This is a genomic window from Niveibacterium umoris, from assembly GCF_014197015.1.
In the GTDB taxonomy this organism is placed as follows: Bacteria; Pseudomonadota; Gammaproteobacteria; order Burkholderiales; family Rhodocyclaceae; genus Niveibacterium; species Niveibacterium umoris.
Genome location: NZ_JACIET010000001.1, coordinates 105437 through 130398, shown reverse-complemented (window position 1 = coordinate 130398; position 24962 = coordinate 105437). Strand labels below are relative to the sequence as shown.

Sequence of the window (24962 nt, the reverse complement as noted above, 5' to 3'; positions counted from 1 at the left end):
ATCGCGTCTGCACCCACCGCCGCGGCGGGCACGTCCTGATGACCATGTATCGCACCCTGTCAGTCTTCCTCGCCGCCTCGCTCATGCTGTGCGCCCCCGTGAGCGCCGCGCCGTCGAAGGATGTCGCCACCGCTGACAGCAACGCAGCCCGTACATCCATCAGCGGTTTCCGCCTGGGCGGTGCGCAAAGCGTTTCCGCCCCAGACCTCGAATCACGGCTGTCATCGCTCATTGGAAGGCCGGCTGATGCCGCCGGTCTGGCCGAAGCGAAGCGCGCCGTGCTTGAACGCTATCGAGCGCGCGGCGTCGCGGCGTGGATCGGTGCGGTATCGGTAAACCCTGCCAACGGCGTGGTGACGATCGAGATCGTCGAAGGTCTGCAAAAGATCCAGGCGATACGCGTCGCCGGATCGGTCCGCATTCCGGCCGAGACACTGGAATCAAGCGTCGCGGAATACATCGGACGTACCGGCGACGCGGCGACACTCAACGAAATCGCGGCGAAGATCACGCACTTCTACCGCACACGCGGTTATCCGGCAGCGTACGCGACCTTTCAGACTTTTCCCGGAGCACCGATCCGCGGCGGCACGGTGTTCATCGAGATCGTCAAGCTCGCGCCGGGCGCGCCAGCACCGCGCCCGCTGAGCGACGCTGAACTGTCTGCGCCCTAGCATCGAGCGGCGTCCGTGCCGGCATGGCCGCCACAGCGCTCCCGCTACTCGCGCGCACGGGTAATGTCGATGGTGACCCGACGATTGGGCTGCAGACAGGCAATCAGCTCTGGCGTGCGCTTGTTGCCCTCGCACGCCTTGATCTGTTCGCGCTTGCCCATGCTCGCCACCGCAATCGGAACCGAGATGCCGCCCTTGGCGAGGTAATCCGCCACCGTCTGTGCACGCCGCAATGCGAGGCGGTCGTTGTAATCAGTTCCGCCCAACCGGTCGGTGTGTCCCACCACGCGCATCTTCTCGACCAGGGCGGCATGGGCCGCAATCTTCGCGATGACTTCGTCGAGCTTGGCGCGCCCCTCGGGCAACATGTCGGCAAGTCCTGAACGCTTGTAGGCAAACAGCGCATCCGCAGACAACTCGATGCGTTCAAGAACGAGATTTCGCTGAGGCGCCTCACGTGTCGCCACCGGTGCCGGCGCCACCGTTGCACACTGGGCCATGACCTTGGCAGCACGATCCACCGCGTCTTCAGCGATGAGCACGTAGGGCGTCGCATGGCGCCAGCCCAACTGCTCATTTTCATTGGCCGCATGGACCAGTTCGACTTCGGCACACGCGGCGTGACGTGCGGCGCAGTCGAATCCAGCCCCACCACGCATTGCGGCGAGGCGCGCCCACAGGTCGGGTCTCAGGCTGCGCGAGCGGGTCACGAAGTCTGCCTCCGGCAAAGGCGCAGTCGATCGGGTTTCCAGTGCTTCCGCCAGTCGAACCGATTCGGTCAGCGCGCGCTGCGGGAAGTCGCTGCGGTCGTTGCGGCTGTACTCATGGAAGCTCACATCCAGCCAGCACTGCGCCTTGGCGAGCCGTTCGTCTGAGAGCGGCGTGCCCGCTTCGTTGATACGTCGCAGCCGCATCTGGGTGCTCGCATAGACCTCCTGATCGGCGCGGATTGCCGGATCGGAGATCCTTCCGGCCGGTGTCGTCAGGCTTGTCTGCGCCATCGCCGCCGAGGCGGTTGCGAAGAGAAGCAGGATCACGCTATTGCGGATGACTTGCGCTTGTATCACTTCTGTCCCTCCTGGCGGGCAGGCTGCGTGCCGTCCCGATCGAGCGTTCGATTGACCTCGCGGTCGGCGCCCAGCATGAGTTTCTCGTCGAACTTGAGGCGCAGGCGGAGGAAGAAACCACGTTTGAGATAGTCGCCCCCCGCCAGATCACCGGCGTTGAAGCCCGACCAGTTGTAGCCGGCCGAGGCCCACAGATTGGTCTGGATCAGGTACCCCGCTTCCAGGCCCTGCGCCCACTGCGTCGTGCTCCCTTGCGGGCTGTACATGACAGAGGTCAGGAAGCCCAGATCCCAGCGCTCGGTGACGTCGTACACCACCCGCCCGCTCAACAGGCCGGACTGGTAGCGGTCGCGCGCGCCAGTTTCGGGGATGACATCGACGCGATCCATCGCAGCGACTCGCCCGGTTAACCACCAGGGTCGGCTCGGGTGATAGTCGGCAAGCGCGGAAACCAGATGCACCCGGTAGTCCTCCTGTGCGAGCCCGGACTGGTCATGACTGACCTTGTATTCATACCGCCCGAGCGCGTTCCAGCGGTTGTGGTCGACCGGGCGCCATGCCGCGCCCAGCTGGAAGCGGTCTTGCACCGTATCGCCGCGGGCCTGGCCCTGCGCATTGTCGTGATAGCGGTTGTAGAGCAGGTAGTTGCGCACCAGCGCGGTCCAGTCGCGGTCAATCTTCCGCGCACCGGCGATGGTCCACATGTACTGTTCTTCCCCCTGATTGCCTGGCGCTGACGGGTCATCGGCAAGTCGCCGCCAATCCACGCGGGTCGCGCCCTTCCACAGCGGGTGCGCCGTGTAGTCGATGCCAGCGCCCAGGGCGAGCGCATCGCGCGCGCCACCCTCCATCACCTTGAGATATTCGGCACTGGTCGTGAACGCGACGCCCGGCGCCACTTCCCAGAGGCTGCGCACGCCATTGGCAAACTGCATGTCATGCACGGCCAGCGACTCGCCCGAAATCGCGTCGCGCAGGCGGTACTCGGAATACAGCTGGCTACCCGCGAAGTAGCTCGACTCCACGCCCATGCTGAACACGTTGCTGCGATCGCCCTGGTTGAGCGAAAGCGCCGAGCCCAGCCCCGTCTGATTCTCGTAGCGGCCATACAGCCGTGTCCGTTCCGCCAGCTGGTAACTTGCGCCAGCCAGCCAGCGGGACTGCCGCACGTCGCTGCCTTCGCTCGCGATGGCGGTTTCGGCCTCGCCAATCAGCGATGCACGGTCGGTCAGCTTGTAGAGCGCGGTCACGCGCGCCGTGGTTGCCTTGATGTCATGACTATTGGCAACCGGCGTCGAGCTGATCGGCGCGAGGGCGCCCGGCGAACTCGACCCGAAACCGGGCGTCGCGCCGTACTCCGTCCCGTAGTTTGGCGGCAGGGTACTGGTCGATGTCAGGCCGGCGTCTTCCTCGATGCGCCGCACCCCCACGGTGACGCTCAGATCCTTGTTGGCGAGCCAGGTTACGCCGACCTCGCCCACTTCTCGTTTGGGGCTGTTGGGCAGGACATCGTCCTGCAGGCGGGTCGCCTCGACAAAAGGCACCAGCCCCAGCTCGGTCTTCGCCGCCACGCGCGCCTTGATGTCGGTCTTGCCCGACAGGATCGCCGCCGTCGGATTGACGAAGGCCGCATCCGTCTTCTGGTAGCGCAGGCTGGCCGACGCATAGTCACTGTCATGGCGCGCCTCGACCCGCACCGCGTTGCCGCCCGCCATTTCAGGCATGACCCCGGCGGCCCCGGGCGTCGTGGAAAGATGACCGTCGGCCTGCAGGTACAGGTCGGCCTCGCTGCGCGCCATCTCAAGCACGACGGCGGTGTTGTCGCCGAGCTTGATACGTGCATTGCCGCTGTACAGTCGGAACCGGGCATCGGGATTCTGGTCGTCGACGACGTTTCCGCCGACCTCCAGGCTTGGGCCGAGCCGGTACTGTGCGTCGCCGCCGAAGATCCAGAACTTGTCGCCGCTCTCCTTGCGGACCTCATACTCGATGCGCACATAGCGCGGGTTTCCGTTCGGATCGAGGTAGTTGAGGTCGCCGCCGAGCAACTGGATGCGGCCGTTGAAGGGCTCGAAGATGTAATCCTTGTAGCGCTCCAGTGGCACCGTGGACACCACGCGCGTCAGCATGTCCTTGTCGTAGGTGACGATGGACACGCGTTCGGAGTTCACGACCGCTTCGCCGCGACTCACGCCGGGGAGAATCGAGGTGCCATTGAGCGGATACTGCTCGACGACGTGACTGAGCGTATCGAAACTCGCGAAGGCATTGCCGTAGAGGGCGCCCTCATCGACATGCCCCCGCAGCCCGGTAGCAATGCGGTTATAGGCACCAAGCATGCGCGTTTGCAGCGGGGCAACGTTACCCCCACCGGTGAGCTGCGAGAACCCGTCGCCGGTGACGTAATCGCCCCACAGGATGTAGTTGCGATCCTTGTCGATGCGCACATAGAAGGGGCTGGAACTGCGCGCATCGAATCCGGTTGTCGAGGCGTCGCCGTAGACCGGGTACCACGCGTCCGGATTGACGTCACGCATCAGGCGCGAGTAGGTCGCCTTGTCACTGTCGTAGGCCGCAGTCAGCAAGGCATCGCCCGAGATCTTGCCCTTCAGGTACATCGCCGCGCGGCTCTCGATACGGCCTTTGCCATTGTCGAAGTCCCGGCTCCAACGGCGCAGTTCGTATTCGAACCCGTCATTGAGCCCGGATTCGGTCACCGAGCCAGACGGCACCGACGAAAGCGAGATGACGCCCTCGACGATGCCTACCGCAACAAACTCGCGCAATTCGGGGACGTAGGTCACCACGCCGCCGGCGCGCTCCGCTCCGACCGTCACGCGCAGCAGCACGTCCTGCGGCTCGGCTGGCGCAACGAGCTTCAATCGCGCAAGGCCGTCCTTCACCCGCACCTGCACGCCAGGCGTGACGCGGTCGAGGTCGCGTCCGGCGGCCCCGAGTTCATCCGTTGAGGCATCCGGCAAGAGCAGTCGTGCGCGACCGCGCACTTCAACTGTTGCAACGACCAGCTCGTTGAGCGGTTTGCCGTCGCGCCCGAATACGCGGATCTCGACTTCGGCGCTGCTCTGCCCGTCGGCGGGAATGTTGTTGCGATCGACATCGACCTCGATCCTCCCGACCACCGCATTGGGTGCGTAGTCAACGCCCCCGGTACGCCCGGAGAACACCGCCGGTCGCAACGCAAGGCGACCATCGACGGGCGGAACCGAGTCGCCCGGCGCCGGGCGGCTGTCGAAATGCGGCAGTGCGCCCAGTTCGGTACTCATCTTCAGACGCGGCGCCGGCTCTTCGTCCGCCTGTGCCAACATGGGCAAGGCCAGCGCCACCGCCAGTGCGATCCGGCTGATCGACGATGGGCGGGAAACATCGGGCCACATGGCGGGCGACACGCGATCAGTGTGCATGGCGACCCTCCTTTGCATCCGACGGTTGCGCTGGAGGAGGCGGTGGATCAAACAGCTCCGGATGTTCAACCAGCGGCTGACCGGTGCTTGGACCCGAAACCGCCCTCACCGCCGCCGGAGAATCGGAACTGCGCAGCCGGATGACGGCCTGGTCGGCACTGATGGTGCCCTCCTGCGGAATCGCTTCGGGCCGACTGTCGAAGCGCAAGGCCGGACCGCGCCGACGCTCACTTTCGACCGCCTGCGTGCCACCCTTGGCGCGACGCGCCATCACCTGCTCCATGACGCGGTTCGAACACGAGCCCTCAGCGAAGTCGCCGCGCAGCAGTTCGCCGAACTTGGTATCGAGGAACAGGCTCTCGGCATCCCCAGCATTGCGGCTGCTGGTCGTGACCATGCGCGAGCCGCGTGGCAAGGTCAGCGGATCGACCTTCAGCACATGGGTGATTGGTCTCAGGCCGCAGTAGCTGTACTTGCCCTCGACGTCGGTCACAAAGTAGGTGCCGTCTTCAAGGAAGAGGCGAACCCCCGGAATGCCGACCTCCTCATCGTCCTGCACCTGGTTGTTGTTGCAATCAACGAACACCTTCCCGGCCAGGCAGGCCCCCGTCTCGAAGACGCCGCCGCCGATTTCGACCTTGAAGCGGGCCTCATTGGAACGGATCGCACCAGACGTAGCACTCGCCCGGTTGGTGCCATCGCCCTGCAGGGCACCTACGCCGATGCGGGTGCGATAAGTCAGCGTCACCTGATCCCCCTTGCTCAACGGCAGGAAGGCTGCCGGCAAGTCGATCTGCATCGGCAGGCCATGCGTGGGCTTGCCCGTGGCCGGATCGACCGGTTCGGCAAGGCGCGTTGCTGCAAGCGTCGCACTACCGGTCTTCTGTGCGGTCACGGTGCCGTCGATGTAGCGCATGCCGGCCGGAAGCGTATCGAGCACCCGCAGTTGTGCCAGATTGCGACCTTCCGCCACGCGGACAACCACCGTGTACTTCATCAGATCGCCGATCACCGCCTTGGACTTGTCACCCGACTTGCTCAATACGAGTACCGGCATCGTTGCGGGATCAAGCGGCAAGTGGTTGTTGATGATGTTGACCGCGCTCGAGGGCGTGATGTCGAAACAGGCATAGTGGGTCGTATCCTGCCCTGGCTGCGGAGGCGGCAGACCGGTGAGTCCATCACGGTTGATCGATACAACGCCGGATCCGGCGGGGACCGCAAAGGCGGGTCCGGCCACCGGCAGCATCGCCGACGGGCGGTAGTCGGGGGCCGTCGCGTCGAGGCAGTAACGACCCGCCGGGGCAGCACGCAGCAGCAGGAACTGATAGCTGCCCGGCACCCCGATGGTCAGCGAGGTTGTCTGCGTCATCGCAGCGGCACCGCCGACCAGATGCTTGTCGGGATCGAAGCCCGCCGGTGCGCTGAGGCGCACAGTGGCGCCACCGATCGCCAGGCGCGAGACGCTGTCGTACACCACGCCGGCCGGATCGAGCGGAAGCGACTGATTGATCAGATTGCGCCCCGGCGTCAGGCTCACCACCAGACGGTCCGCCGTCGCGGCGATGCGACTGGTGCCCTCGGGCACAATGAGCACGGGGTCGCCAGGCTGCGAACCTGCGCGCTGATCATCATAGGTCGGCACGCCGTAAAGCATGCTGCCGCCCGTTGCGCGGAAGGTCACCTGGTAGGTGACGCCGGGCGTGAGGTCACTGATCGTGTATTGGCCGCGAGCATCGGTGACAGCGGGCGCGACGCCAGGCAGCGCCTTGCCATCGACGTCGAGCAGCACGACCGAGATGCCCGCCACCGGCTTCTCGTTCGAATCGAGCTTGCGGTTATGGTTCGCGTCCAGCCACACCGTTCCGGACAGCGATGCCGAGTAAGGCGTGGTCACAGTGCAGGGGTTGCATGTACCGCTGCTGCTCGCGACTGTATTCGTGACACCGCTGGCACCGCTCGGGATCGCCGCATCCAGCGTCACGGTAAAGTTGAGCGTCGCCTTCTGGCCCGCGCCGACGTCAAGCGTGCGGTTGCACGTCGAAAGCGCAGCCGCGCACCCGCTCCAGCCTTCGCCACTGCCGGTGTAGGTGGTCCCGGCCGGCACCTGTTCCGTCAACGTGGTGCGTACCCCGGCGGTACCGGAAGTCTCGCTCACTTCGATCGCGTAGGTCACGACGTCGCCCGGCTTGACGGCAGCCGGCAAGTTGCCTGCAGCCGCCGTGAAGCGCTGCGACCCGCGCGCGACCGCTATGACACGCTTGAGCGTCGCGGCCACCCCGTTGGCGCCGACAGCATGTTTGGCGCAGCGGCGGTCACTGGACTGGTTGCTCGCCCCGCCCGCCGGGTCGCCGTTATCGCAAACGGGCGTAGCAGGATCGCCGCCGAGCGCGCTCAGGCGCACCGCGTTGACCTGCGATCCGGCGACCGTCGCCGCAACGTTGACCGTGTAGCTCACCGAGGCCGAGGCGCCGCTCGCCAGATCGGGCGTACCACTGCAGGTAACGGTGTTGCCCGCACCCGGCGCGCAGGTGAGCACGGGCGCACCAGCCGTCTGGGCGGCGAAGGTCAGTGCCGTCGGCAGCGTGTCGACAAAACTCACGGTACCGCTGGTGCTGCTGCCGCCGGTATTGGACACGGTCACCGTGTAGCTGATCGTACCCCCTACACTCAGCGTGGCGGGGCCGGCCTTGGCAATCTCAAGGCGCGGCAGCGTCGGCGTGATGACCGTACAGTTGGCGCAGGCACCGCTGCTCGCTGCGACACTGTTGATGATGCGGGCCGCGCCATCGGGCAAGGGATTCGCGACGGTAATGGTGAAGCTTCGAGTGGTGCTGCCACCCGCGGCAACCGCGACCGTCTGCACGCAGGTCGACCCGGCGGCAGTGCAACCGGCCCAGCCCTCGGCGCTGCCGCTGTAGCTGCTGTATTGCGGCACCACCTCGGTCAGGTCCACCGTGCCGCCGACGCTCCCGCTGGTTTCGGCCACGCTGATCGAGTAGGTCAGGCGATCTCCACCCCGTGCGCGGTAGCCTGCCGGCACAGCCGCACCGTTGACCAGACTGAGCGTCTTGGTGGTGTTTAGCCCCGGTGCCACCGCGGTGCCGGTGAACTTTGCGCACAGCTGGTCGCTGGACTGGTTGGCAGTTCCTGCTGCCGGGTCTGCGTTGTCGCAGACGGGCGGACGCGGATCACCGCCGAGCGACAGCGGCAGCAGCGGTCTGACCACGTTCGTCAGCAAGCCCCGCGCAGCCGGGTCGATGTTCGCGTTGTAGCTGATCGTGAGCGACTGGCCTGGCGCAAGATTCGGCGTGCCGACACAAGCCCCCACCTGCCCGGCGGAACTGCAGGCCATGGTCGATACGCCCGCCGTCTGCGCCCCGAAGGTCTGCCCGCTGGGCAGCGTGTCGCTGAAGGCGACCTGCCCCACCGTCGAGCTGCCGCCAACGTTTGTCAGGGTCACGCTGTAGCTGGCCGTACTGCCGGCTACCAGCGTCGCCGGGCCGCTCTTGCTGACGGCAAGCCGCGGTGGTGTCGGCGCCACAACGGTGCAGTTCGCGCACGATCCCACTGACGTCGTCACCGAGTTGGAAATCGACGTCACACCTGCAGGCAGCGGCGTCGCAAGCACCGCGGTGAACTCCAGGGTGCGGATCTGGCCCGCGCTCAGCGTGACCGACTGGGCGCAAGTGGTCGTCGCCGTGCTACAGCCGCTCCAACCCTCACTACTGCCACCATAGGTGGTGTGGTTCGGAACGGTCTCGGTGATCGTGGTCGAGATCCCGCCGCTGCCGGTGCTTTCCTGGATCCGTATCGCCCAGGTCACGATATCGCCGGCAGCGAGACTGGAGGGCAAGTTCGCGCCCGAGAGCGTGACGCCGCCGCGTACGACGCGTTCGATCGACTTGGTCACGACCGGGTTGCCGGATACGGTGCTGGCGCTCCACTTCGCACAAAGCTGGTCGGAAGACTGATTGCCGCTGCCCGTACCGGGGTTGGTGTTGTCGCACGTCGGCGTGCGCGGATCGCCACCGAGCGCTGTGAGGCGAACCGGGTTGACCACCGGGGCCACCGCACCCGCACCGACACTCACGGAATAGCCCACCGCAATGCTTCCACCGCTGGGAATCGCTGGCGCGCCGCTGCATGTGATCACCTGACCCGCAGCTGTGCAGACCAGATTGGCAGCACCCGCTGACTGCGCGACAAAACTCAGGCCGGTGGGCAAGGTGTCGGTGAAGCTCAGGGCCCCACTGGTCGCCACGCCGCCGCTGTTGCTGACGGTCACTACGTAGTCGCCCTGCCCGCCAATCGCCAGCGTGGGTGGCCCACTCTTGCTGATCGCCAGACGCGGCAGCGTCGGCGTGACCACGGTGCAAGTGGTGCAGATCCCAGCGCTGCTGGTGATCCCGTTCACGATGCTCGCAACGCCAACCGACAGGGGGTTGGCCACGGTCACGGTGAAGTTGCGGGTGACCGACTGCCCCGCGCTCACGCCAACGGACTGCGTGCAGCTCGAGCCTGCTCCGCTGCAGCCGCTCCAGCCCTCGGCGCTTCCGCTGTAGCTGGTGTTCGCTGGCACCGCCTCGGTCAGCACCGTCGTCGCCCCGCCAGTGCCCGTGGTTTCCTGAACCGTGATCGTATAGACAAGTCGATCGCCGCCCTGCACCGCCGCAGGCAGACTGGCGCCACTCAGCGTCGTGCCGCCGCGCACCACCGCCGTCAGCGCTTTCGACACCGCCGGCGACCCCGCTACGACATTGGCGGACCATTTAGCGCACAAGCGGTCGGACGACGTGTTTCCGGTTCCGGCCGCCGGGTCGGCAGTGTTGTCGCAATTCGGGGTGCGCGGGTCGCCACCGGTGGCGACATAGCGCACCGGATTGGTAGCGATGCCAGTCGTTCCGAGCGCCACGGCCACCTGGTAACGGACAACGATGCTGGCGCCCGGCGCCATGGCCGGCGCGCCGCTACAGGTCACTGCGGCACCCGATGCGCTGCAGGCCAGCGCAGGCGTGCCCGCCACTTGCCCGACATAGCTCAGCCCGGCCGGCAAGGTATCCGTAAAGCTCACGGTGCCGCTGGTCGCACTTCCCCCTACGTTGGCGAGCGTTACCGTATAGGTCGCCGTACCGCCGCCGGCGAGCGTCGACGGGCCCGCCTTCTGGATCGACAGTTTCGGCACCGTTGGTGGCGCCACAGTGCAACTTGCGCAAAGGCCATTGTCGCTGCTCACCGTGTTGGCAATCACCGACACACCGTCTGGCAGCGGGTTGGCTACCGTCACGGTGAAGGTCTTCGACACCGTCGCGCCCGCTGCGACCACGACGTTCTGGGTGCAACTGGTGCCGGCACCCGCGCAGGTTCCGGTCCAGCCCTCGCTGCTGCCGCTGTAGCTGGTATGCAGCGGAACGGTCTCGGTCAGCACGGTCGCAGCGGAGGCGACGCCGCCGGTTTCGCGAACCGCCAGGGTATAGGTCTGCACATCACCGCCGCGGGCCTGGTAACCCCCAGGGACCGCGCCACCATTGACCGCGCTCAGCGTCTTGGTGGTGCTCAGCGTCCCGGTGGTGGCAGTGCCGCTGGACTTCGCGCACAGCTTGTCGCTCGACTGGTTGCTCGCACCTGCCGCAGGCGCCGCGTTGTCACACGACGGCGTGCGTGGATCGCCGCCTCCGGCGCTGATCACGACGCTGTTGGTCAGCACGCCTGAAACGCCGAGGCCGACCGAGACGGAGTACGCCACTACGACGTTCCCCGCCGGTGCGATGGCCGGCGTGCCGGAACACGTCACGGTCTGTCCGGCGGTCGAGCAGACCAGGCTCGCCGCCCCCGCGCTCTGCGAAAGGAAGGTGAGCCCAGCCGGCAGCGTATCGGTGAAACTCACTGCACCGCTGGTCGCGCTGCCGCCCACGTTCGACACCGTCACGGTGTAGCTTGCACTGGTCCCGGCGGCAAAGCTGGCCGGGCCCGACTTCTGCACCGTGAGCTTGGGCAGCGTCGGCGTCGTCACCGTGCAGGCGCCGCACGTGCCGCCACTGCTGGTCACCGTGTTGCCGATCGACGTGACGCCATCGGGTATCAGTGCGGCCACCGTCACGGTGAAGGTCTTCGTCACCGTTGCACCCGCGGCGACCGTCAGCGCCTGAGAACAAGTCGTACCGGCGCCGCCACAGCCTGCGCTCCAGCCCTCGGCGCTACCGCTGTAGCTGGTGTTCGCCGGCACTGTTTCGCCGAGCGTGGTCGTCCCTGCCGCAATGCCGCCGGTTTCCTGAACGGCGATGCTGTAGGTCAGCACATCACCGCCCTTGGCGCGGTAGCCGCCCGGCACCGCGACGCCATTGACAAGGCTGAGCGTCTTGACGGTCGACAGGGTGCCACTGGTCGTCACCGCGGTGGCCTTCGCACACAGTTTGTCGGTCGATTGATTGTTCGCGCCCGCGGCCGGTGCGCTGTTATCGCAACTCGGCGTGCGCGGATCACCGCCGCGCGCCGTCAGCGTGACGTCATTGGTCAGCGTCGCCGAAAGTCCGGTACCCGCCGTGACACCGTAACTCACCCCCACGCTCGCGCCCGCAGCGATGCTGGGAGAACCGGTGCAAGTCACAAGCTGCCCGGCGGCCGAACAGACCAGACTCGCCGCCCCGGCAGTCTGGGCGCCGAAGCTCAAGCCGGACGGCAGGGTGTCGGTAAAGCTGACTGCACCGCTCGTCGTAGTCCCGCCCAGATTCGACACCGTGACTGTGTAGCTGCCGCTGCCGCCGGCCGCGATCGAGGCCGGTCCGCTCTTCTGCACGGCGAGCTTCGGTACCGTGGGCGTCACCACGGTACAGGTCGTGCAGACGCCTGGGCTTGTCGTGACGGTGTTGGTGATCGCAGTCACCGAGTCGGGAATCGGCGATGCCACGGTGACGGAGAAATTCACCGTCGCCGTGGCGCTCGACCCGAGCAGGAAGGTCTGGCTACATGTGGAGCCTGCCGTCGTGCATCCCGCAGACCACCCTTCCGCGCTGCCGGTATAGCTGCTGTTGGCCGGAACGGTCTCGTTCAGCGTCACCGAGATGGCGCCGCCGCCACTCACTTCCTGGGACGTGATCGTGTAGGTGAGTACGTCGCCAGCGCGCACCGTTGCCGGAAGGCTTGCCCCGCTCAGCGGCGTACCGCCCCGCGTCACGGTGGTCAGCGCTTTCGATACAACCGGACTGCCGGAGGTCGAGTTCGCCGAGGACTTCGCGCACAGCTTGTCAGTCGATTGATTGTTGCTGCCGGCCGCCGGCGCCGCATTGTCGCAACTGGGCGTACGCGGATCGCCGCCACGCGCGGTCAGCGTCACCGCGTTGGTCAAGGTGCCGCTGATGCCGACCCCTGCCGCCACCGTGTAGCCAACGATGATCGATGCGCCGGGTGCAAGGCTGGGGGTGCCTGTACACGTGACCGTGGTGGTGCCAGAGCACACCAGGCTTGCTGCACCCGCCGTTTGTGCGCTGAAGCTCAGACCTGATGGCAGCACGTCACTCAAGGTGACAGCACCACTGGTGACGCTGCCCCCGGTGTTCGACACCGTCAGCGTATAGGCGCCACTGCCGCCAGCCGCGAAACTGGCCGGGCCGCTCTTGAGGACGCTGAGCTTGGGAACGGTCGGCGTAGTCACCGTGCAGCTGCCACAACTGCCGCTGCTGCTGGTCACCGTGTTGGCGATACGGGTCACGTTATCCGGGATCGGACTGGCTACCGTGACGGTGAAGCTCTTGCTGACGGTCGCACCGGCACCGACGGTCACCGCCTGGCTGCAGCTTGTGCCCGGGCCTGCACATCCGGCGCTCCAGCCTTCGGCGACGCCGGTGTAGCTGGTGTTGGCCGGCACGGTCTCGCCGAGGGTCGTCGAGGCCGAAGCCAGACCACCCGTTTCGTGAATCGCAAGCGTATAGCCGAGCACATCGCCCGCTTTGGCCTGATACCCCCCGGGCACAGCGCCGCCGTTGACCGAGGAGAGGGTCTTCGTGGTGGTGAGTGAGCCGCTGGTCGTGGCTGCGCTCGCCTTGGCGCACAGCTTGTCGGACGATTGATTGTTGGCGCCCACTGCAGGAGTAGCGTTGTCGCAACTCGGCGTACGCGGGTCACCGCCGCGCGCGGTCAGCGTCACGGCGTTGGTCAGCGTCCCGCTGATCCCGACCCCTGCGCTCACGCTGTAAGTCAGCACCACGCTGGCCCCCGCCGCGATGTTCGGGGTGCCGCTACACGTCACCGTGGTCGTGCCGCTGCAGACCAGTCCTGGTGCACCGGCGGTCTGACTGAGGAGCGACAGCCCGCTGGGCAGCGCATCGGACAGACTGACCGTGCCGCTGGTCGTTGCACCGCCGATGTTGGCCACCGTCACGGTGTAGCTGGCCGTCCCGCCCGCGGCGATCGTTGCCGGCCCCGACTTGCTGACCGCGAGCTTGGGCACGGTCGGTGTCGTAACCGTGCACGCCGCACAGCTGCCGCTGGAACTGGTCACCGTGTTGGCGATGCTGGTGACGTTATCCGGCAGGGTGGCCGCCAGGGTGATCGTGAACAGCTTGGTGACGGTGGCGCCGGCCCCGACGGTAACCGATTGGGTGCAACTCGTCGCGGCCGCGGCACAGCCCGCGCTCCACCCTTCGCCACTGCCCGAGTAACTTGAGTTTGCAGGGACTGTCTCGCCAAGCGTCGTCGCCGCCGAGGCTACGCCACCCGTTTCCTGGACGGCGATGCTGTAGATCTGCACGTCACCGGCGCGTGCCTGGTAGCCGCCAGGAACCGGCCCGCCGTTCACCGTGGTCAGGGTCTTGGTGGTGACCAGCGTGCCGGTGACCGACCCGGCGCTGGCCTTGGCGCACAGCTTGTCAGTCGACTGGTTGTTGCTGCCGGCTGCCGGCGCCGCGTTGTCGCAGCTCGGCACGCGCGGGTCGCCGCCGCGCGCCGTCAGCGTCACCGCGTTGGTCAGCGTGCCGCTGATGCCAACCCCGGCTACGGCGGTATAGGCCACCGTCACGCTGCCCCCCGGTGCGAGCGTCGGGGTGCCACTGCAGGTCACGACCGGCCCTGTCGCCGTGCACGCAAGACTGGTGGCGCCCAGCGTCTGAGCCCCGAAGCTCAGTCCCGCTGGCAGGGTATCGGTAAAGGTGATCGTCCCCGTGGTGTTGCTGCCGCCCAGATTGCTGACCGTCACCGTATAGGTTCCAGCCCCGCCTGCAAGGAAGCTTGCAGGCCCGCTCTTCTGCACCGCGAGCTTGGGTACGGTTGGCGTCGTCACAGTGCAGCTCGTGCAGCTTCCCGCGCTGCTGGCCACCGTGTTGGCGATGCTCGTCACGTTATCCGGAATCGGACTGGCAACCTTGACCGAGAAACTCTTGGTCACTGTCGCGCCGGCACCGACCGAAACGGTCTGCGTGCAGCTTGAGCCCGCCGACGCACACGCGCCCGTCCAGCCCTCGCCGCTTCCGCTGTACGAGGTGGTTGCCGGTACGGTCTCGCTCAGGGTTGTGCTCGCCGACGCGGCCCCGCCGGTCTCGCGCACGGCGATGCTGTAGGTGAGCACGTCGCCCGGTCTGGCCTGGTAGCCGACCGGAACCGCCACGCCATTGACCGCAGAAAGCGTCTTCGTCGTCGCCAGGGTGCCAACCGCATTGGGCAGCGTGCCGAGGAAGTCGTAGTTGTGGAATTCCGCGCCGTTCTGCGTCAGATCGCCGCTGACCAGAAAACGCCCGTTCACACCGGGCACCGCCATCAACGCATTGCCGTTGGGGATGAGCACGCTCCCCTGGAACTGCGAGAAGCCGGTGAAGTTCGCCTGCGACGCATTGGGGAAGTTCCACAGGATGCGCCGTGTCAGCGCGGTCGAGAACGCAAAGCCGCCAGACCCGCTCGCATCGACGAAATCCAGCGTATTGAGCGTCACCGTGCCGCTATCAGGCACGTTGATCAGCACAGTCGCCGTCGCGGGGATATTGCTGAACTGGACGACCACGCCACCCAAACCGCCGGCGGGCAGATTGAACTTCTGCAGGCTCGAGCTGCCGTCGCCCTGGAACACCGTGGTCGCGCCGGGGATCACGGTGCCATTCGCACTCACCCCCGCCCAGTAGCTTGCCTGCGTGCGCATCGCAGCAAAATTGACCGGCGAAGCCGGCACCGTAGCGCCGGACGAGACCGTACCCAGCGTCGACACCACGCCCGTCGCGCTCACCGAACCGCTCAGCACCACATTCGAGATGATGTTCGGCAGGCCCACCAGCAGCGTGTCGCTGGCGCCGAGGGTGATGCCGCCGTTCACCAGCAGGTGGCCTGGCAGCGGATCAACCCCTGCGTCGGGTGGCACCACACAGGCGCCAACACCCACCTGCGCGACGTTGAAAATCCCGCCCTTGCTCTGGACCAGCCCGTTGCCAACCCAGATGCGGCCTTCTGCCTCGGCCGCCCCGGATATCACCGAGTAACGCCCCCCGACGACGACGCTGTAAGCCTCGTCACGCCCGGTAAAGCTCCCGCAGGTACCGACCGGCGTGTAGGTCGCCGGACAAGACGCGCCCAGACACTGACTGGTTTGAGGGCCAAGGTTCGCGGCCAGCGCGTCGACGGCGTGCCCACTGAGCCAGACTGCCGCCATCAAACCGAGAAGGCGCACTACTCGCAAAGGTCCAAGAGTCATCTGCATTGAACTCGATTCGGTTCGAAAGACCGGATTGACGGCCAAACAAGTCTGGGTTCCGACACGCAGCGCATCTGGGGGGTGGCGCACTGGCCTTAACGGCGGCCCGGTTACAAACTTTAACGACTCGGCGGAACGTGATCGGTCGGTCGAAGCGGGAAAGGAAGCGCCGGCGCCTCGAGGCCCTGCAGGCAAGAGCGATCCTGTGCACATGCATTGGCACCACCGTTCCGCGGCACGACCCGATCCGTTCGTAAGCCGACCCCGAGAAGGCAAGGTTCGGGCGGACGACACCTGCAATGGGCGATTACACAGCGGCCAACCGGCGCGACATCAGGGCATCCGACTGCGAGTGCGTCCCCGACCTGAAAACCAAGGACTGAGCGAGCGCATGCGCCGCGCCGCCCCCCCCCCCAACTCCGCGCCCGCTGAGGGCCACCGCGACTTGCCAAGCGCCGGAGCCTCCCCGTCCGCTTCCGGTTGCAACAGCCGCAGGGCAGCGCCGGCGCTTCGTGCGCACGCCCTGACCTCGACAGATCAGGACTTCTGATGCGGCGATTGACAGGTCTTATTGCTGGTTCTAGACTGGTATCACACCAAATAAATGCCAGGTTCGATTTCGAGCCAGCAAACCATCGTCAAAGTCAGGAGCAACCATGAACTTCCGCCACCTGCTCGCCACGCTGAGCCTCGCGCTCGGCGCTGCATTCACCCACCCGGCCATCGCCGCCGACACCGCCGTGGCGCCCGACAATGCGCCGGTCCAGGTCGCCGCTGCCGACACCAACCTCGGCACCGCACTGGCCCAAGGCGCCGGCACATCCCACAAGGCCGCCACGGGCGATGCCGTCGACAACCCCTATGGCCTCGACGCGCTGTGGAAGGGCGGCGACTTCGTTGCCCGCTCGGTGCTGGTGATGATGCTGATCATGTCGATGGGCAGCTGGTACATCATCGTCGTGAAGGCGCTCGAGCAGGCCCGTCTGCGCAAGCACGGCCGCGCAGCCCAGCAGAGCTTCCGCAGCGCAGCGAGCGTCCAGGAAGGCGCCGGCGCGCTGCATGAGCGCAGCGCCTATCGCTTCATTGCCGAGTCCGGCATCGAGGCGACACGTTCGCACAACGATGTGGACGACCACATGGACATGAACACCTGGATCACGACATCGCTCGATCATTCGCTCGAACAGGTCAACGCGCGGATGCAGGGCGGCCTGTCCTTCCTCGCCACCGTCGGCTCCACCGCCCCCTTTGTCGGCCTGTTCGGCACCGTCTGGGGCATCTACCACGCCCTGACGGCGATCGGCGTCGCGGGCCAGGCCTCGATCGACAAGGTGGCTGGCCCGGTGGGCGAAGCGCTGATCATGACGGCGATCGGCCTCGCCGTCGCGGTGCCGGCAGTGCTGGGCTACAACTATCTGGTCCGCCGCAACAAGACGGCGATGGACGAACTGCAGGTCTTCGGCAACGTGCTCTACCGCACCCTGCTGCGCACGACCCGCGCCAAGGCCTGACGCCATGGGGATGAATGTCGGAGGCGGTAGCCAGGGGGGCGTTGTCTCCGAGATCAACACGACGCCGCTGGTGGATGTGATGCTGGTCTTGCTGATCATCTTCCTGATCACGATTCCGGTGGTGCGTACCTCGGTGCCGGTGGAGCTTCCCAAGGAGCGCGTCGAAGTGCGGGAAACGAAGCCGGAGAACATCGTGGTCTCAGTCGACCTGCAGGGCGCGATCCACTGGAACGACCTGAAGCTGGCGAACACCGAGGCGCTCGTCGATCGGCTCAAGAAGATCTCGACGATCAAGCCGCAGCCCGAGGTGCATATCCGCGGCGACCTGCGGGCGGACTACGACGGCGTCGGCAAGGTGCTGTATGCCTGCCAGCGTGCTGGGATCGCGAAAGTCGCTTTCGTGACCGAACCGGGTGCGCGCGGCAGCTAAGCCCGGCGCGAAGGAGGAGGAGACAACATGGCACTTACGCGCATGAAACGGCGCAAACCGCTGCCGGAAGCCGCCGGCGTGATGGCGGACATCAACACCACGCCACTGATCGACGTGATGCTGGTGCTGCTGATCATGCTGATCATCACGATTCCGGTGCAGTTGCATTCGGTGAACCTCAACATGCCGACCGGCAACCCACCCCCGTCGGACGTCAAGCCCGAGGTGGTGAAGATCGACATCGACCAGGGCGGCACGCTGTACTGGCAGGGGGAACCGATCACCAGCCGCCTCGAGCTCGAAAACCGGATCGCAGCAGCGGCCGCGCGCATGCCGCAACCGGAGGTGCATCTGCGGCCGGAGAAGCATGCGAAGTACGACCTCGTCGCCCATGTGCTCGCGACCGCGCAACGCGACGGCCTGTCGAAGATCGCTGTCGTTGGCAGCGAGCAATTCATCGAATAGCCCTGCAGGAGCACAGACATGGAGTTCGCACTCAATCCGGTCGAGGAATCGCCTCGCCGGGCCCGGGGCCTCGTCATCGTGGTGCTGCTGCACGCGCTGGTCGGCTACGCACTGGTGAGCGGTCTTGCACGCAAGGCCGTCAACCTGATCAAGAAGCCGCTTGAGGCCACGGTGGTGCAGGAGGTGCAGTTGCCTCCCCCGCCGCCGCCGCCACCCAAGCAGATCAAGCAGGAACAGCCGCCCGCCAGCGAGCCGACACCTTACGTGCCCAAGCCCGATGTTCCGGTGCCGCAGACCGCGACCGAGGCGGTGGTGTCCGCTGTGACCAACACACCGCCGCCCGAGCCGGCGCACATCACGCCGCCGCCGGCCGCACCCGCGCTGCCGCCCAAGGTCGAACTGCGCCTCGCCTGCCCGCAACAGATCGCCCCCGAGATGCCGCAGCGCGCGCTGGATGACGGTATCGGTGGCACGGTGAAGGCCCAGGCGCTGATCCGCAATGGCAAAGTCATCGAGGTGCAGATCCTCTCCGGTCCGCGGATCTTCCATAACGCCGTCAGACAGGCCGTCATGCAGTATCGGTGCGTCTCCGGCGCCGACGACGTCGTCGCAACGCAGGACTTCGTCTTTCAGGTCGAATGACATCCCGCGCGGCATCTGCCGCGCGGCCCTGCCCCCTCCCAAGGCGGCGGATCGTCGCCGACGCTGACGCTCAGCGCGGCGACGATCCGCCGGGCGCCAAACGCGCCGCGACAGCTTCCCCCGTGCGAGCACGCCGCAGCACCCCGGCAAAGGCTTTGGCCGCTGTGCGGGGTGCCGCACCATCGTTACACTTGCGACACCTTTCCCGGATTGCTCACCATGTCTCTTCCCGATCTTCCCGCCGCGCTTGCCGCCATCGATGCTGCGCTGCATGTCCGCCCTGCCGAGGCACGTGAGCTCAGCGAAGCCCTGCTGGCGAGAGCCCGCGAGGCCGGCGATGAAACGGCGCTGGTTGCGGCGAGCGAACGATGCGCCCGACTCGCGGACCATTTCGGGCGGCCAGAAAAAGGCGTCGCGGCCCTCGAGGCAGCGCTGGCCGCCGCGCGTCTGGCTGGCGATACGCTCGGTGAAGCTGCGCTTGAGCAACAGTTCGGGCGCCTGGCCTACAGCAGCGGCGACTACCGCGAAGCAAAACGGCGCTGGGCACATTGCGCAGCGCTCTGCGCCGGCGTGCCTGCCGCGCGACGGATCGCCGCGGAGGCGGCCATGGGCCTCGGCCAGATCTGCGACGCGCAGGGCGACTATGCGGCCGCACTGCGTCACCACCTGGCGGCCCACGACCATGCCGACCCGGGCGACGACTATCTGCGCGCCAAGGGCGGCATTAACCTGGCAGTGAACCAGATGCGTCTGGGTCAGTCACAGCCTGCACGCACCCATTTGCGCGATGCGTTGATGCGCAGCGAGCGCGCCGGGCTTGCCGATTTTGCCGCCGAGGCGCACATGCGCCTGGCAGAGCTCGAACTCGCCGAGGGCGCCCATGCCGCCGCACGTGAGCAGGCGACGCTCGCCGAGACCCAGGCGGCCGCCCTTGAATGCCGCTGGGTGCGTACCAATGCGCTTTCACTGCTGGCCCAACTCGATTTCGCCGAAGGGCGCGCGGCAAGCGCGCTGGCGACATTGCGTCAGGCCATCGCCCTGCTCGGAAGCGGCGCCGGCGCGACGCGCTTTGCCGCCCAGCTCCACTACGACCTGGCGCGCTACGCCGAGGTTGCGGGCGAAACCGATGCGGCAAACGAAGCCTACGACGCAGCCCGTGCACTGCACGCACGGCTCAAGCAGGAACTCGACTCCTCCCCCGGCGACCTCACCCGCGCGCTGCTGCAAGAACTGCTGGATCTGACGCAGGGCCAGGGCGCCGCAGAAGCACGGCTCGCGGCAATTGCGACGCGCCTGCGCGAGACCCTCGCGTCCAGCCAGCTATCCTGAAATCACCGCCGGTACGTCGGCGCACAAGCTAAGCGCCGCGTAGAGACGACAGAACCGCGCCACACGCGGCCAGTGCGCACAAACGCGCTGGCCGTTTTCGCTCGTTCGTCGCACGCTCGGAAGCGGCAACACAAGATTCCTCTTTCCACCTGGTATTGCTGGTGTTATATTGGTTCTATATGAGCGCTGACCACTTCTCTCATTCACGCCCGCCTTTCGTGCCTCACGCGACGTTCTACGTCGGCATTGATGGCGGCGGTAGCGGCACGCGCGCACAGCTCTGTGCGCAAGACGGACGTACGCTCGCGCGCGGCCAGGCCGGGCCGTCCGGGCTGGGTCAGGGCATAGGCCAGGCTTGGGGTCATGTCACCGAGGCCATCGCGCGCGCGTTTGCCGAAGCCGGGCTGGCGCAGCCACGGCCGCAAGAGCTTGCGCTGGGCCTGGGCCTGGCTGGCGCCAGCGTCGCCTCGCGCCGCGACGCCTTCCTGCGCGAAGCACCCGACTATGCGGCCCTCGTACTCGACACGGATGGCACGACGACACTGCTCGGCGCGCACGGTGGGCGCCCCGGCGCAGTGGTCGCAGCGGGCACCGGCAGCGTCGGCGAAGCGCTGCGCCGCGACGGTCAGCGTATCTCGGTTGGCGGATGGGGCTTCCCGATCGGTGACGAGGGCAGCGGTGCCTGGCTCGGATTTCAGGCGGTGCGCCATGCGCACCGTGTGCTGGACGGACGCCTACAGGCCGGCGCGCTTGCGCGCTCCGTATTTGCCGTCACCGGCGACCGCGTCGATGCCGTGCTCGCCTGGATGGAGGGCGCCGGCCAACATGCCTACGCCCAGCTAGCCCCCCGCGTGTTCGAGGCGGAATGGGCCGACCCGGTCGCCGCGATGCTGATTACGGAAGCGATCAAGGCAATCGAAGACATCGCACGCGCGCTCGATGCCGCCGGCGAGCTGCCGCTAGCCCTGCTTGGCAGCATCGGCCGCCGCCTCATGCCACGCCTTGCACCCGATTTCACCGCGCGCTGCGTCGAACCGATGGGTGATTCGACCGACGGCGCCCTGCATTTGCTGTCCGCATCCGCCGATGCCGGGCGGCAAACCGCCCCCAAAACAGGAACACCATGACTCGTAGAATCGAAGGCCACATCCTGACACCGCAGGGCTTCGTGTGCGGCACGCTGGAACATGAGGCCGGACGCGTCACCCGAATCGAAGGCGAACGCGCAGACGAAGCGCAGGTACGCGCCTCAGCGCTGCCCATCGTTATGCCCGGCTTCGTCGACACGCATGTACATGGCGGTGGCGGTCACGACACGATGGAAGCCGGTGAGGCCGTGGCCGCGATCGCCCGGACCCATGCGCGCAGCGGCACCACTTCGTTTCTGGCGACCACGATGACCGCGCCGATGAACGAAATCCGCGCCGCGATCGCCGCGCTCGGTCCGGTCTGCAAGGATCGGCCAGCCGGCGCTGCGCGCGTGCTCGGCGTCCACCTCGAAGGTCCGTACATCAACGCCGGCAAGCTCGGCGCGCAGCCCGACTTCGTCCGCGCCGCATCGGCCGAGGAAATCCTCGCGTTGAACGCGCTCTCACCGATCCGGCTGATCACGCTGGCGCCCGAGTTACCCGGCAACCTGGACCTGATCACCGAACTGCGCACCGTCGGATTCCGCGTGCAGATCGGCCACACCGCAGGCAGCTACGAGGATGGCGTCGCGGCGCTCGAGCGCGGCGCAGGTGGCTTCACCCACCTGTTCAACGCCATGACCGGCCTGCACCACCGCGCGCCGGGCATGGTCGGTGCAGCGCTCGCCCATGCACGCTACGCCGAGATCATCCCCGACCTGCTCCATGTGCACCCCGGCGCCATTCGCGCCGCGCTGCGCGCCGTACCCTGCCTGTTCTGCGTCACCGACTCGACGGCCGCCGCCGGTATGCCTGACGGCGAATACCGCCTCGGTCGCCACACCGTCACCAAGTGCCTCGGCGGCGTGCGTTTGGCCGACGGCACGCTGGCGGGCAGCACGCTGACGATGGATCAGGCATTCAGAAACCTGGTCGGCCTCGGCCTCACCCTGGAAGAAGCTGCGCACCGCACCTCGACCCACGCCGCCGACTACCTTGGTCTGGGCGACCGCGGGCGGCTTGCGAATGGGCAGGTAGCCGACCTCGTCGTTTTCGATCGCGATCTGCAGTTGCAGCGCGTTGTCGTAGAAGGAGAAGAGATTGATCTCGCGAATGCTTGAAGAGGCGCGTGAAGCGCCCGTCGCCGTTACGCGCCAGCTGGCAGCCGACCGTGAGGCCTACGCGGCCTTCGGCGCCGAACTGCGCGTTCACCCGCCGACCTCGCTGCTGACGATTGCGCGCGGCAGCTCGGACCATGCCGCCCATTACATGGCCTACCTGATCATGGCGCGCCTGGGCCGCCTGGTGACCTCGCTGCCGATGTCCCTGGTGACGCTGTACCAGTCGAAGCTGCAGAGCGAGGGGCTGGTGTCCTTCGGCTTCTCGCAGTCCGGCCAGAGCCCGGACCTGGTGATCCCGACCGAATTCCTCGCCCAGCAGGGCGCGCGCACCGCCGCCTTCGTGAATCAGCAAGCCTCGCCGCTGGCCGACGCCGCAAAGTGGGTGTTCGGCCTGCATGCAGGACCCGAAAAGAGTGTCGCCGCCACCAAGAGCTACATCGCGCAGCTGGTCGCCGGGGCGCGCGTGGTCGCCGCCTGGCAGGACGACATCGCCTTGCAGGTCGCCATCGAACAACTGCCGGAAGTGCTGATGCAGGCCGCCCGGCAGGACTGGTCGCCGGCGGTCGAGGCACTCGCCGATGCTGACCGTCTGTTCGTGCTCGGCCGCGGCACCGGGCTTGCGATCGCGATGGAAGCGGCGCTCAAGTTCAAGGAAGTCTGCGGCATCCAGGCCGAGGCCTTCAGCGGCGCCGAAGTGCAACACGGCCCGATGGCGCTGGTGGGCGACGGCTTCCCGCTGCTGATCTTCGCGCCGCGTGGCCCGGCCCAGGCCGGCCTGCTGCAGCTGGCGGACGACATGCGCCGCCGCGGCGCGCGGGTGCTGCTGGCCGCGCCGGCCGGAACGCCGGGCGCCGAACTGCCGCTGGTGACGGCCGGCAACGAGGATCTCGACCCGATCGCAGCGATCCAGAGCTTCTACCCGATGGTCGAAGCACTGGCTCGCGCCCGCGGCATGGACCCGGATACGCCACGTCACCTCTCCAAGGTCACCAAGACCCACTGAGCGCCGCACCAATGAGTACATTGCACCCCGGCCAGCTGGTGATGGTCGATATCGAGGGCACCAGCCTCTCTGCGGAAACGGCGGCCTTCCTTCGCGAATACCGCATCCGCGCGGTCTGCCTGTTCCGCAAGAACCTCGGCACCGAAGCGGAAGTGCGCAAGCTGGTCGCGGACCTGCGCGAAGTCATGGGCCCGAAGTCGCTGATCGGCATCGATCAGGAGGGTGGATCGGTGATCCGCGCCACCTTCCTGCCGCAGGCGCCCGCCGCGATGGCGCTGGGCGCGGTCGGCGACGAAGCGCTGGCCGAGCAGGTTGGCGCCGGCGTCGCACGTGGCCTGCGCAGCCTGGGCATCAACTGGAACTTCGCACCGGTGCTGGACGTGAACAACAACCCGGCAAACCCGGTGATCGGCGAACGCAGCTTCGGCGAAGACCCGGCGCTGGTCACCCGGCTCGCAGGCGCCTGGATGCGCGGCTCGCTGCGCGAAGGCGTTGCCTGCTGCGTCAAGCACTTCCCCGGACACGGCGATACGCATGTCGATTCGCATCATGCGCTGCCAACGGTCGACAAGTCGCTCGCCGAACTGGAGGCGCTGGAGCTGATCCCCTTCCGGGCGCTCGCCGATGAAGCGCCCGCCGTGATGACGGCACACATCGTGTACCCGCAGCTCGACTCCGAGCATCCGGCGACGCTGTCGAAAGCGGTGCTCGGTGGCGTACTGCGTGGCGCACTGGGCTACCAGGGCGTGGTGATCACCGACGCGCTGATGATGAAGGCGGTGCATGAGCGCTACGGCCATGCGCGCGCCGCCGTGCTGGCGCTGGCCGCCGGGGCCGACATGCCGCTGGCGCAGGGCTCGCGCGCCGAACAGGCCGCGGCCATCGCTGCGATCGGCGCGGCACTGGCTTCCGGCGAGCTTGACGAAGGCGCACTGGCGCAAGCCTGCGCCCGGATCGATGCACTCGCGGCGCGTTTCCCGGCCCTGCCCGGCCACTATCACCCGCGCCAGCGTGAAGCCGACGAAGCCCTGATGCGCGACGCCTGGGCCCGCGGCCTGGTGGCCCTGGCAGGTGCGCAGGCGCCCGCGAAGGGGACTCGCCTGCGCGTCATCACCCAGCAGAGCGTGGCGAGCGACGGTGTCTCGGAAGCCGGCCTCACGGCGGGCGATGTCGAAGCATTGTTCGAGGGCTTCGATGACGTCGAATTCGCGCTGCTGCCCGACCTGAGCGCCTTGCGCCCGGACGATCTGCCGCAGGACGGCCGCTTTACCGTGCTGGTCTCGAACCAGCGACTGCGTTATGGCGCCGATGCCCGCCGATGCCGGCCAGACCTGCATCTGGTGCTGTGGAACCCCTATCAGGTGCTGGACGTGCCCGCCCCCTCTGTCGTGACCTGGGGTTACGCCACCGGCGCGCTCGAAGCCATGCACGACTGGCTGGAAGGCCGCGTCACCGCCACGGCACACGCCCCCGTGCGCCTGGACGTCTGCAACGGAGTCTGA

General features: G+C 67.1%; 13 protein-coding genes. 10 read left to right on the top strand and 3 right to left on the bottom strand.

Going from position 1 to position 24962, the window contains the following annotated elements; genetic code table 11:
• Positions 1 to 38: 38 nt before the first annotated feature.
• Positions 39 to 674, top strand: a complete 636-nt coding sequence (locus tag GGR36_RS00525; RefSeq protein ID WP_183630739.1) for a POTRA domain-containing protein — start codon at positions 39 to 41, stop codon at positions 672 to 674.
• A 44-nt stretch (positions 675 to 718) separates the two neighbouring features.
• Here the strand turns inward: GGR36_RS00525 and GGR36_RS22200 are convergent, their stop codons facing one another.
• The 3 genes from GGR36_RS22200 to GGR36_RS00510 are packed head-to-tail and all read right to left on the bottom strand — an operon-like array spanning position 719 to position 15808.
• Positions 719 to 1741 carry an OmpA family protein gene (locus GGR36_RS22200; RefSeq protein ID WP_183630737.1) on the bottom strand — a complete coding sequence of 341 codons (1023 nt, stop codon included), beginning with the start codon at positions 1739 to 1741 and terminating at the stop codon, positions 719 to 721.
• Entirely contained in the window at positions 1738 to 5163 is a 3426-nt protein-coding gene (locus tag GGR36_RS00515) for a hypothetical protein (protein WP_183630735.1), read from the bottom strand. The genes GGR36_RS22200 and GGR36_RS00515 overlap by 4 nt, the downstream gene beginning before the upstream one ends.
• Positions 5153 to 15808, bottom strand: coding sequence for a collagen-binding domain-containing protein (locus GGR36_RS00510; RefSeq protein ID WP_183630733.1), 10656 nt, complete (start codon positions 15806 to 15808; stop codon positions 5153 to 5155). Before GGR36_RS00510 ends, GGR36_RS00515 begins: the two co-directional genes overlap by 11 nt.
• A 680-nt stretch (positions 15809 to 16488) precedes the next feature.
• On the opposite strand from GGR36_RS00510, the gene GGR36_RS00505 reads away from it, so the two are divergent.
• From GGR36_RS00505 to nagZ, 9 genes are all read left to right on the top strand, one after another.
• Positions 16489 to 17343: a MotA/TolQ/ExbB proton channel family protein gene (locus tag GGR36_RS00505; protein ID WP_183630731.1), complete on the top strand. Its 855-nt coding sequence runs from the start codon at positions 16489 to 16491 to the stop codon at positions 17341 to 17343.
• A 4-nt stretch (positions 17344 to 17347) separates the two neighbouring features.
• Complete coding sequence (locus tag GGR36_RS00500; protein WP_183630729.1) at positions 17348 to 17773, top strand: ExbD/TolR family protein; 426 nt, start codon at positions 17348 to 17350, stop codon at positions 17771 to 17773.
• Positions 17774 to 17800: 27 nt separating this feature from the next.
• A complete protein-coding gene (locus GGR36_RS00495) occupies positions 17801 to 18238 on the top strand; it encodes an ExbD/TolR family protein (protein WP_242533121.1) in 438 nt (145 codons plus the stop codon).
• An 18-nt stretch (positions 18239 to 18256) separates the two neighbouring features.
• Positions 18257 to 18880 (top strand): energy transducer TonB, encoded by a 624-nt coding sequence (locus GGR36_RS00490; RefSeq protein ID WP_183630728.1) that lies wholly within the window; start codon positions 18257 to 18259, stop codon positions 18878 to 18880.
• 219 nt (positions 18881 to 19099) lie between these two features.
• On the top strand, positions 19100 to 20209 hold the full coding sequence (locus GGR36_RS00485; protein WP_183630726.1) for a tetratricopeptide repeat protein: 1110 nt from the start codon (positions 19100 to 19102) through the stop codon (positions 20207 to 20209).
• A 218-nt stretch (positions 20210 to 20427) separates the two neighbouring features.
• Positions 20428 to 21336, top strand: a complete 909-nt coding sequence (locus GGR36_RS00480) for a glucosamine kinase nucleotide-binding domain-containing protein (RefSeq protein ID WP_221229468.1) — start codon at positions 20428 to 20430, stop codon at positions 21334 to 21336.
• Positions 21333 to 22457 (top strand): N-acetylglucosamine-6-phosphate deacetylase, encoded by a 1125-nt coding sequence (nagA, locus tag GGR36_RS00475; RefSeq protein ID WP_183630722.1) that lies wholly within the window; start codon positions 21333 to 21335, stop codon positions 22455 to 22457. Before GGR36_RS00480 ends, nagA begins: the two co-directional genes overlap by 4 nt.
• Entirely contained in the window at positions 22438 to 23460 is a 1023-nt protein-coding gene (locus GGR36_RS00470) for an SIS domain-containing protein (protein WP_207064349.1), read from the top strand. Before nagA ends, GGR36_RS00470 begins: the two co-directional genes overlap by 20 nt.
• 11 nt (positions 23461 to 23471) lie before the next feature.
• Positions 23472 to 24962: a beta-N-acetylhexosaminidase gene (gene nagZ, locus GGR36_RS00465; protein WP_207064350.1), complete on the top strand. Its 1491-nt coding sequence runs from the start codon at positions 23472 to 23474 to the stop codon at positions 24960 to 24962.

What these genes read in the sequence shown, in the direction of transcription:
- GGR36_RS00525 (WP_183630739.1), top strand. Translation starts at nt 39, where the DNA reads ATGACCATGTATCGCACCCTGTCAGTCTTCCTCGCCGCCTCGCTCATG.
- GGR36_RS00515 (WP_183630735.1), bottom strand. Translation starts at nt 5,163, where the DNA reads ATGCACACTGATCGCGTGTCGCCCGCCATGTGGCCCGATGTTTCCCGC.
- GGR36_RS00505 (WP_183630731.1), top strand. Translation starts at nt 16,489, where the DNA reads ATGAACTTCCGCCACCTGCTCGCCACGCTGAGCCTCGCGCTCGGCGCT.
- GGR36_RS00500 (WP_183630729.1), top strand. Translation starts at nt 17,348, where the DNA reads ATGGGGATGAATGTCGGAGGCGGTAGCCAGGGGGGCGTTGTCTCCGAG.
- GGR36_RS00495 (WP_242533121.1), top strand. Translation starts at nt 17,801, where the DNA reads ATGGCACTTACGCGCATGAAACGGCGCAAACCGCTGCCGGAAGCCGCC.
- GGR36_RS00490 (WP_183630728.1), top strand. Translation starts at nt 18,257, where the DNA reads ATGGAGTTCGCACTCAATCCGGTCGAGGAATCGCCTCGCCGGGCCCGG.
- GGR36_RS00485 (WP_183630726.1), top strand. Translation starts at nt 19,100, where the DNA reads ATGTCTCTTCCCGATCTTCCCGCCGCGCTTGCCGCCATCGATGCTGCG.
- nagA (WP_183630722.1), top strand. Translation starts at nt 21,333, where the DNA reads ATGACTCGTAGAATCGAAGGCCACATCCTGACACCGCAGGGCTTCGTG.
- nagZ (WP_207064350.1), top strand. Translation starts at nt 23,472, where the DNA reads ATGAGTACATTGCACCCCGGCCAGCTGGTGATGGTCGATATCGAGGGC.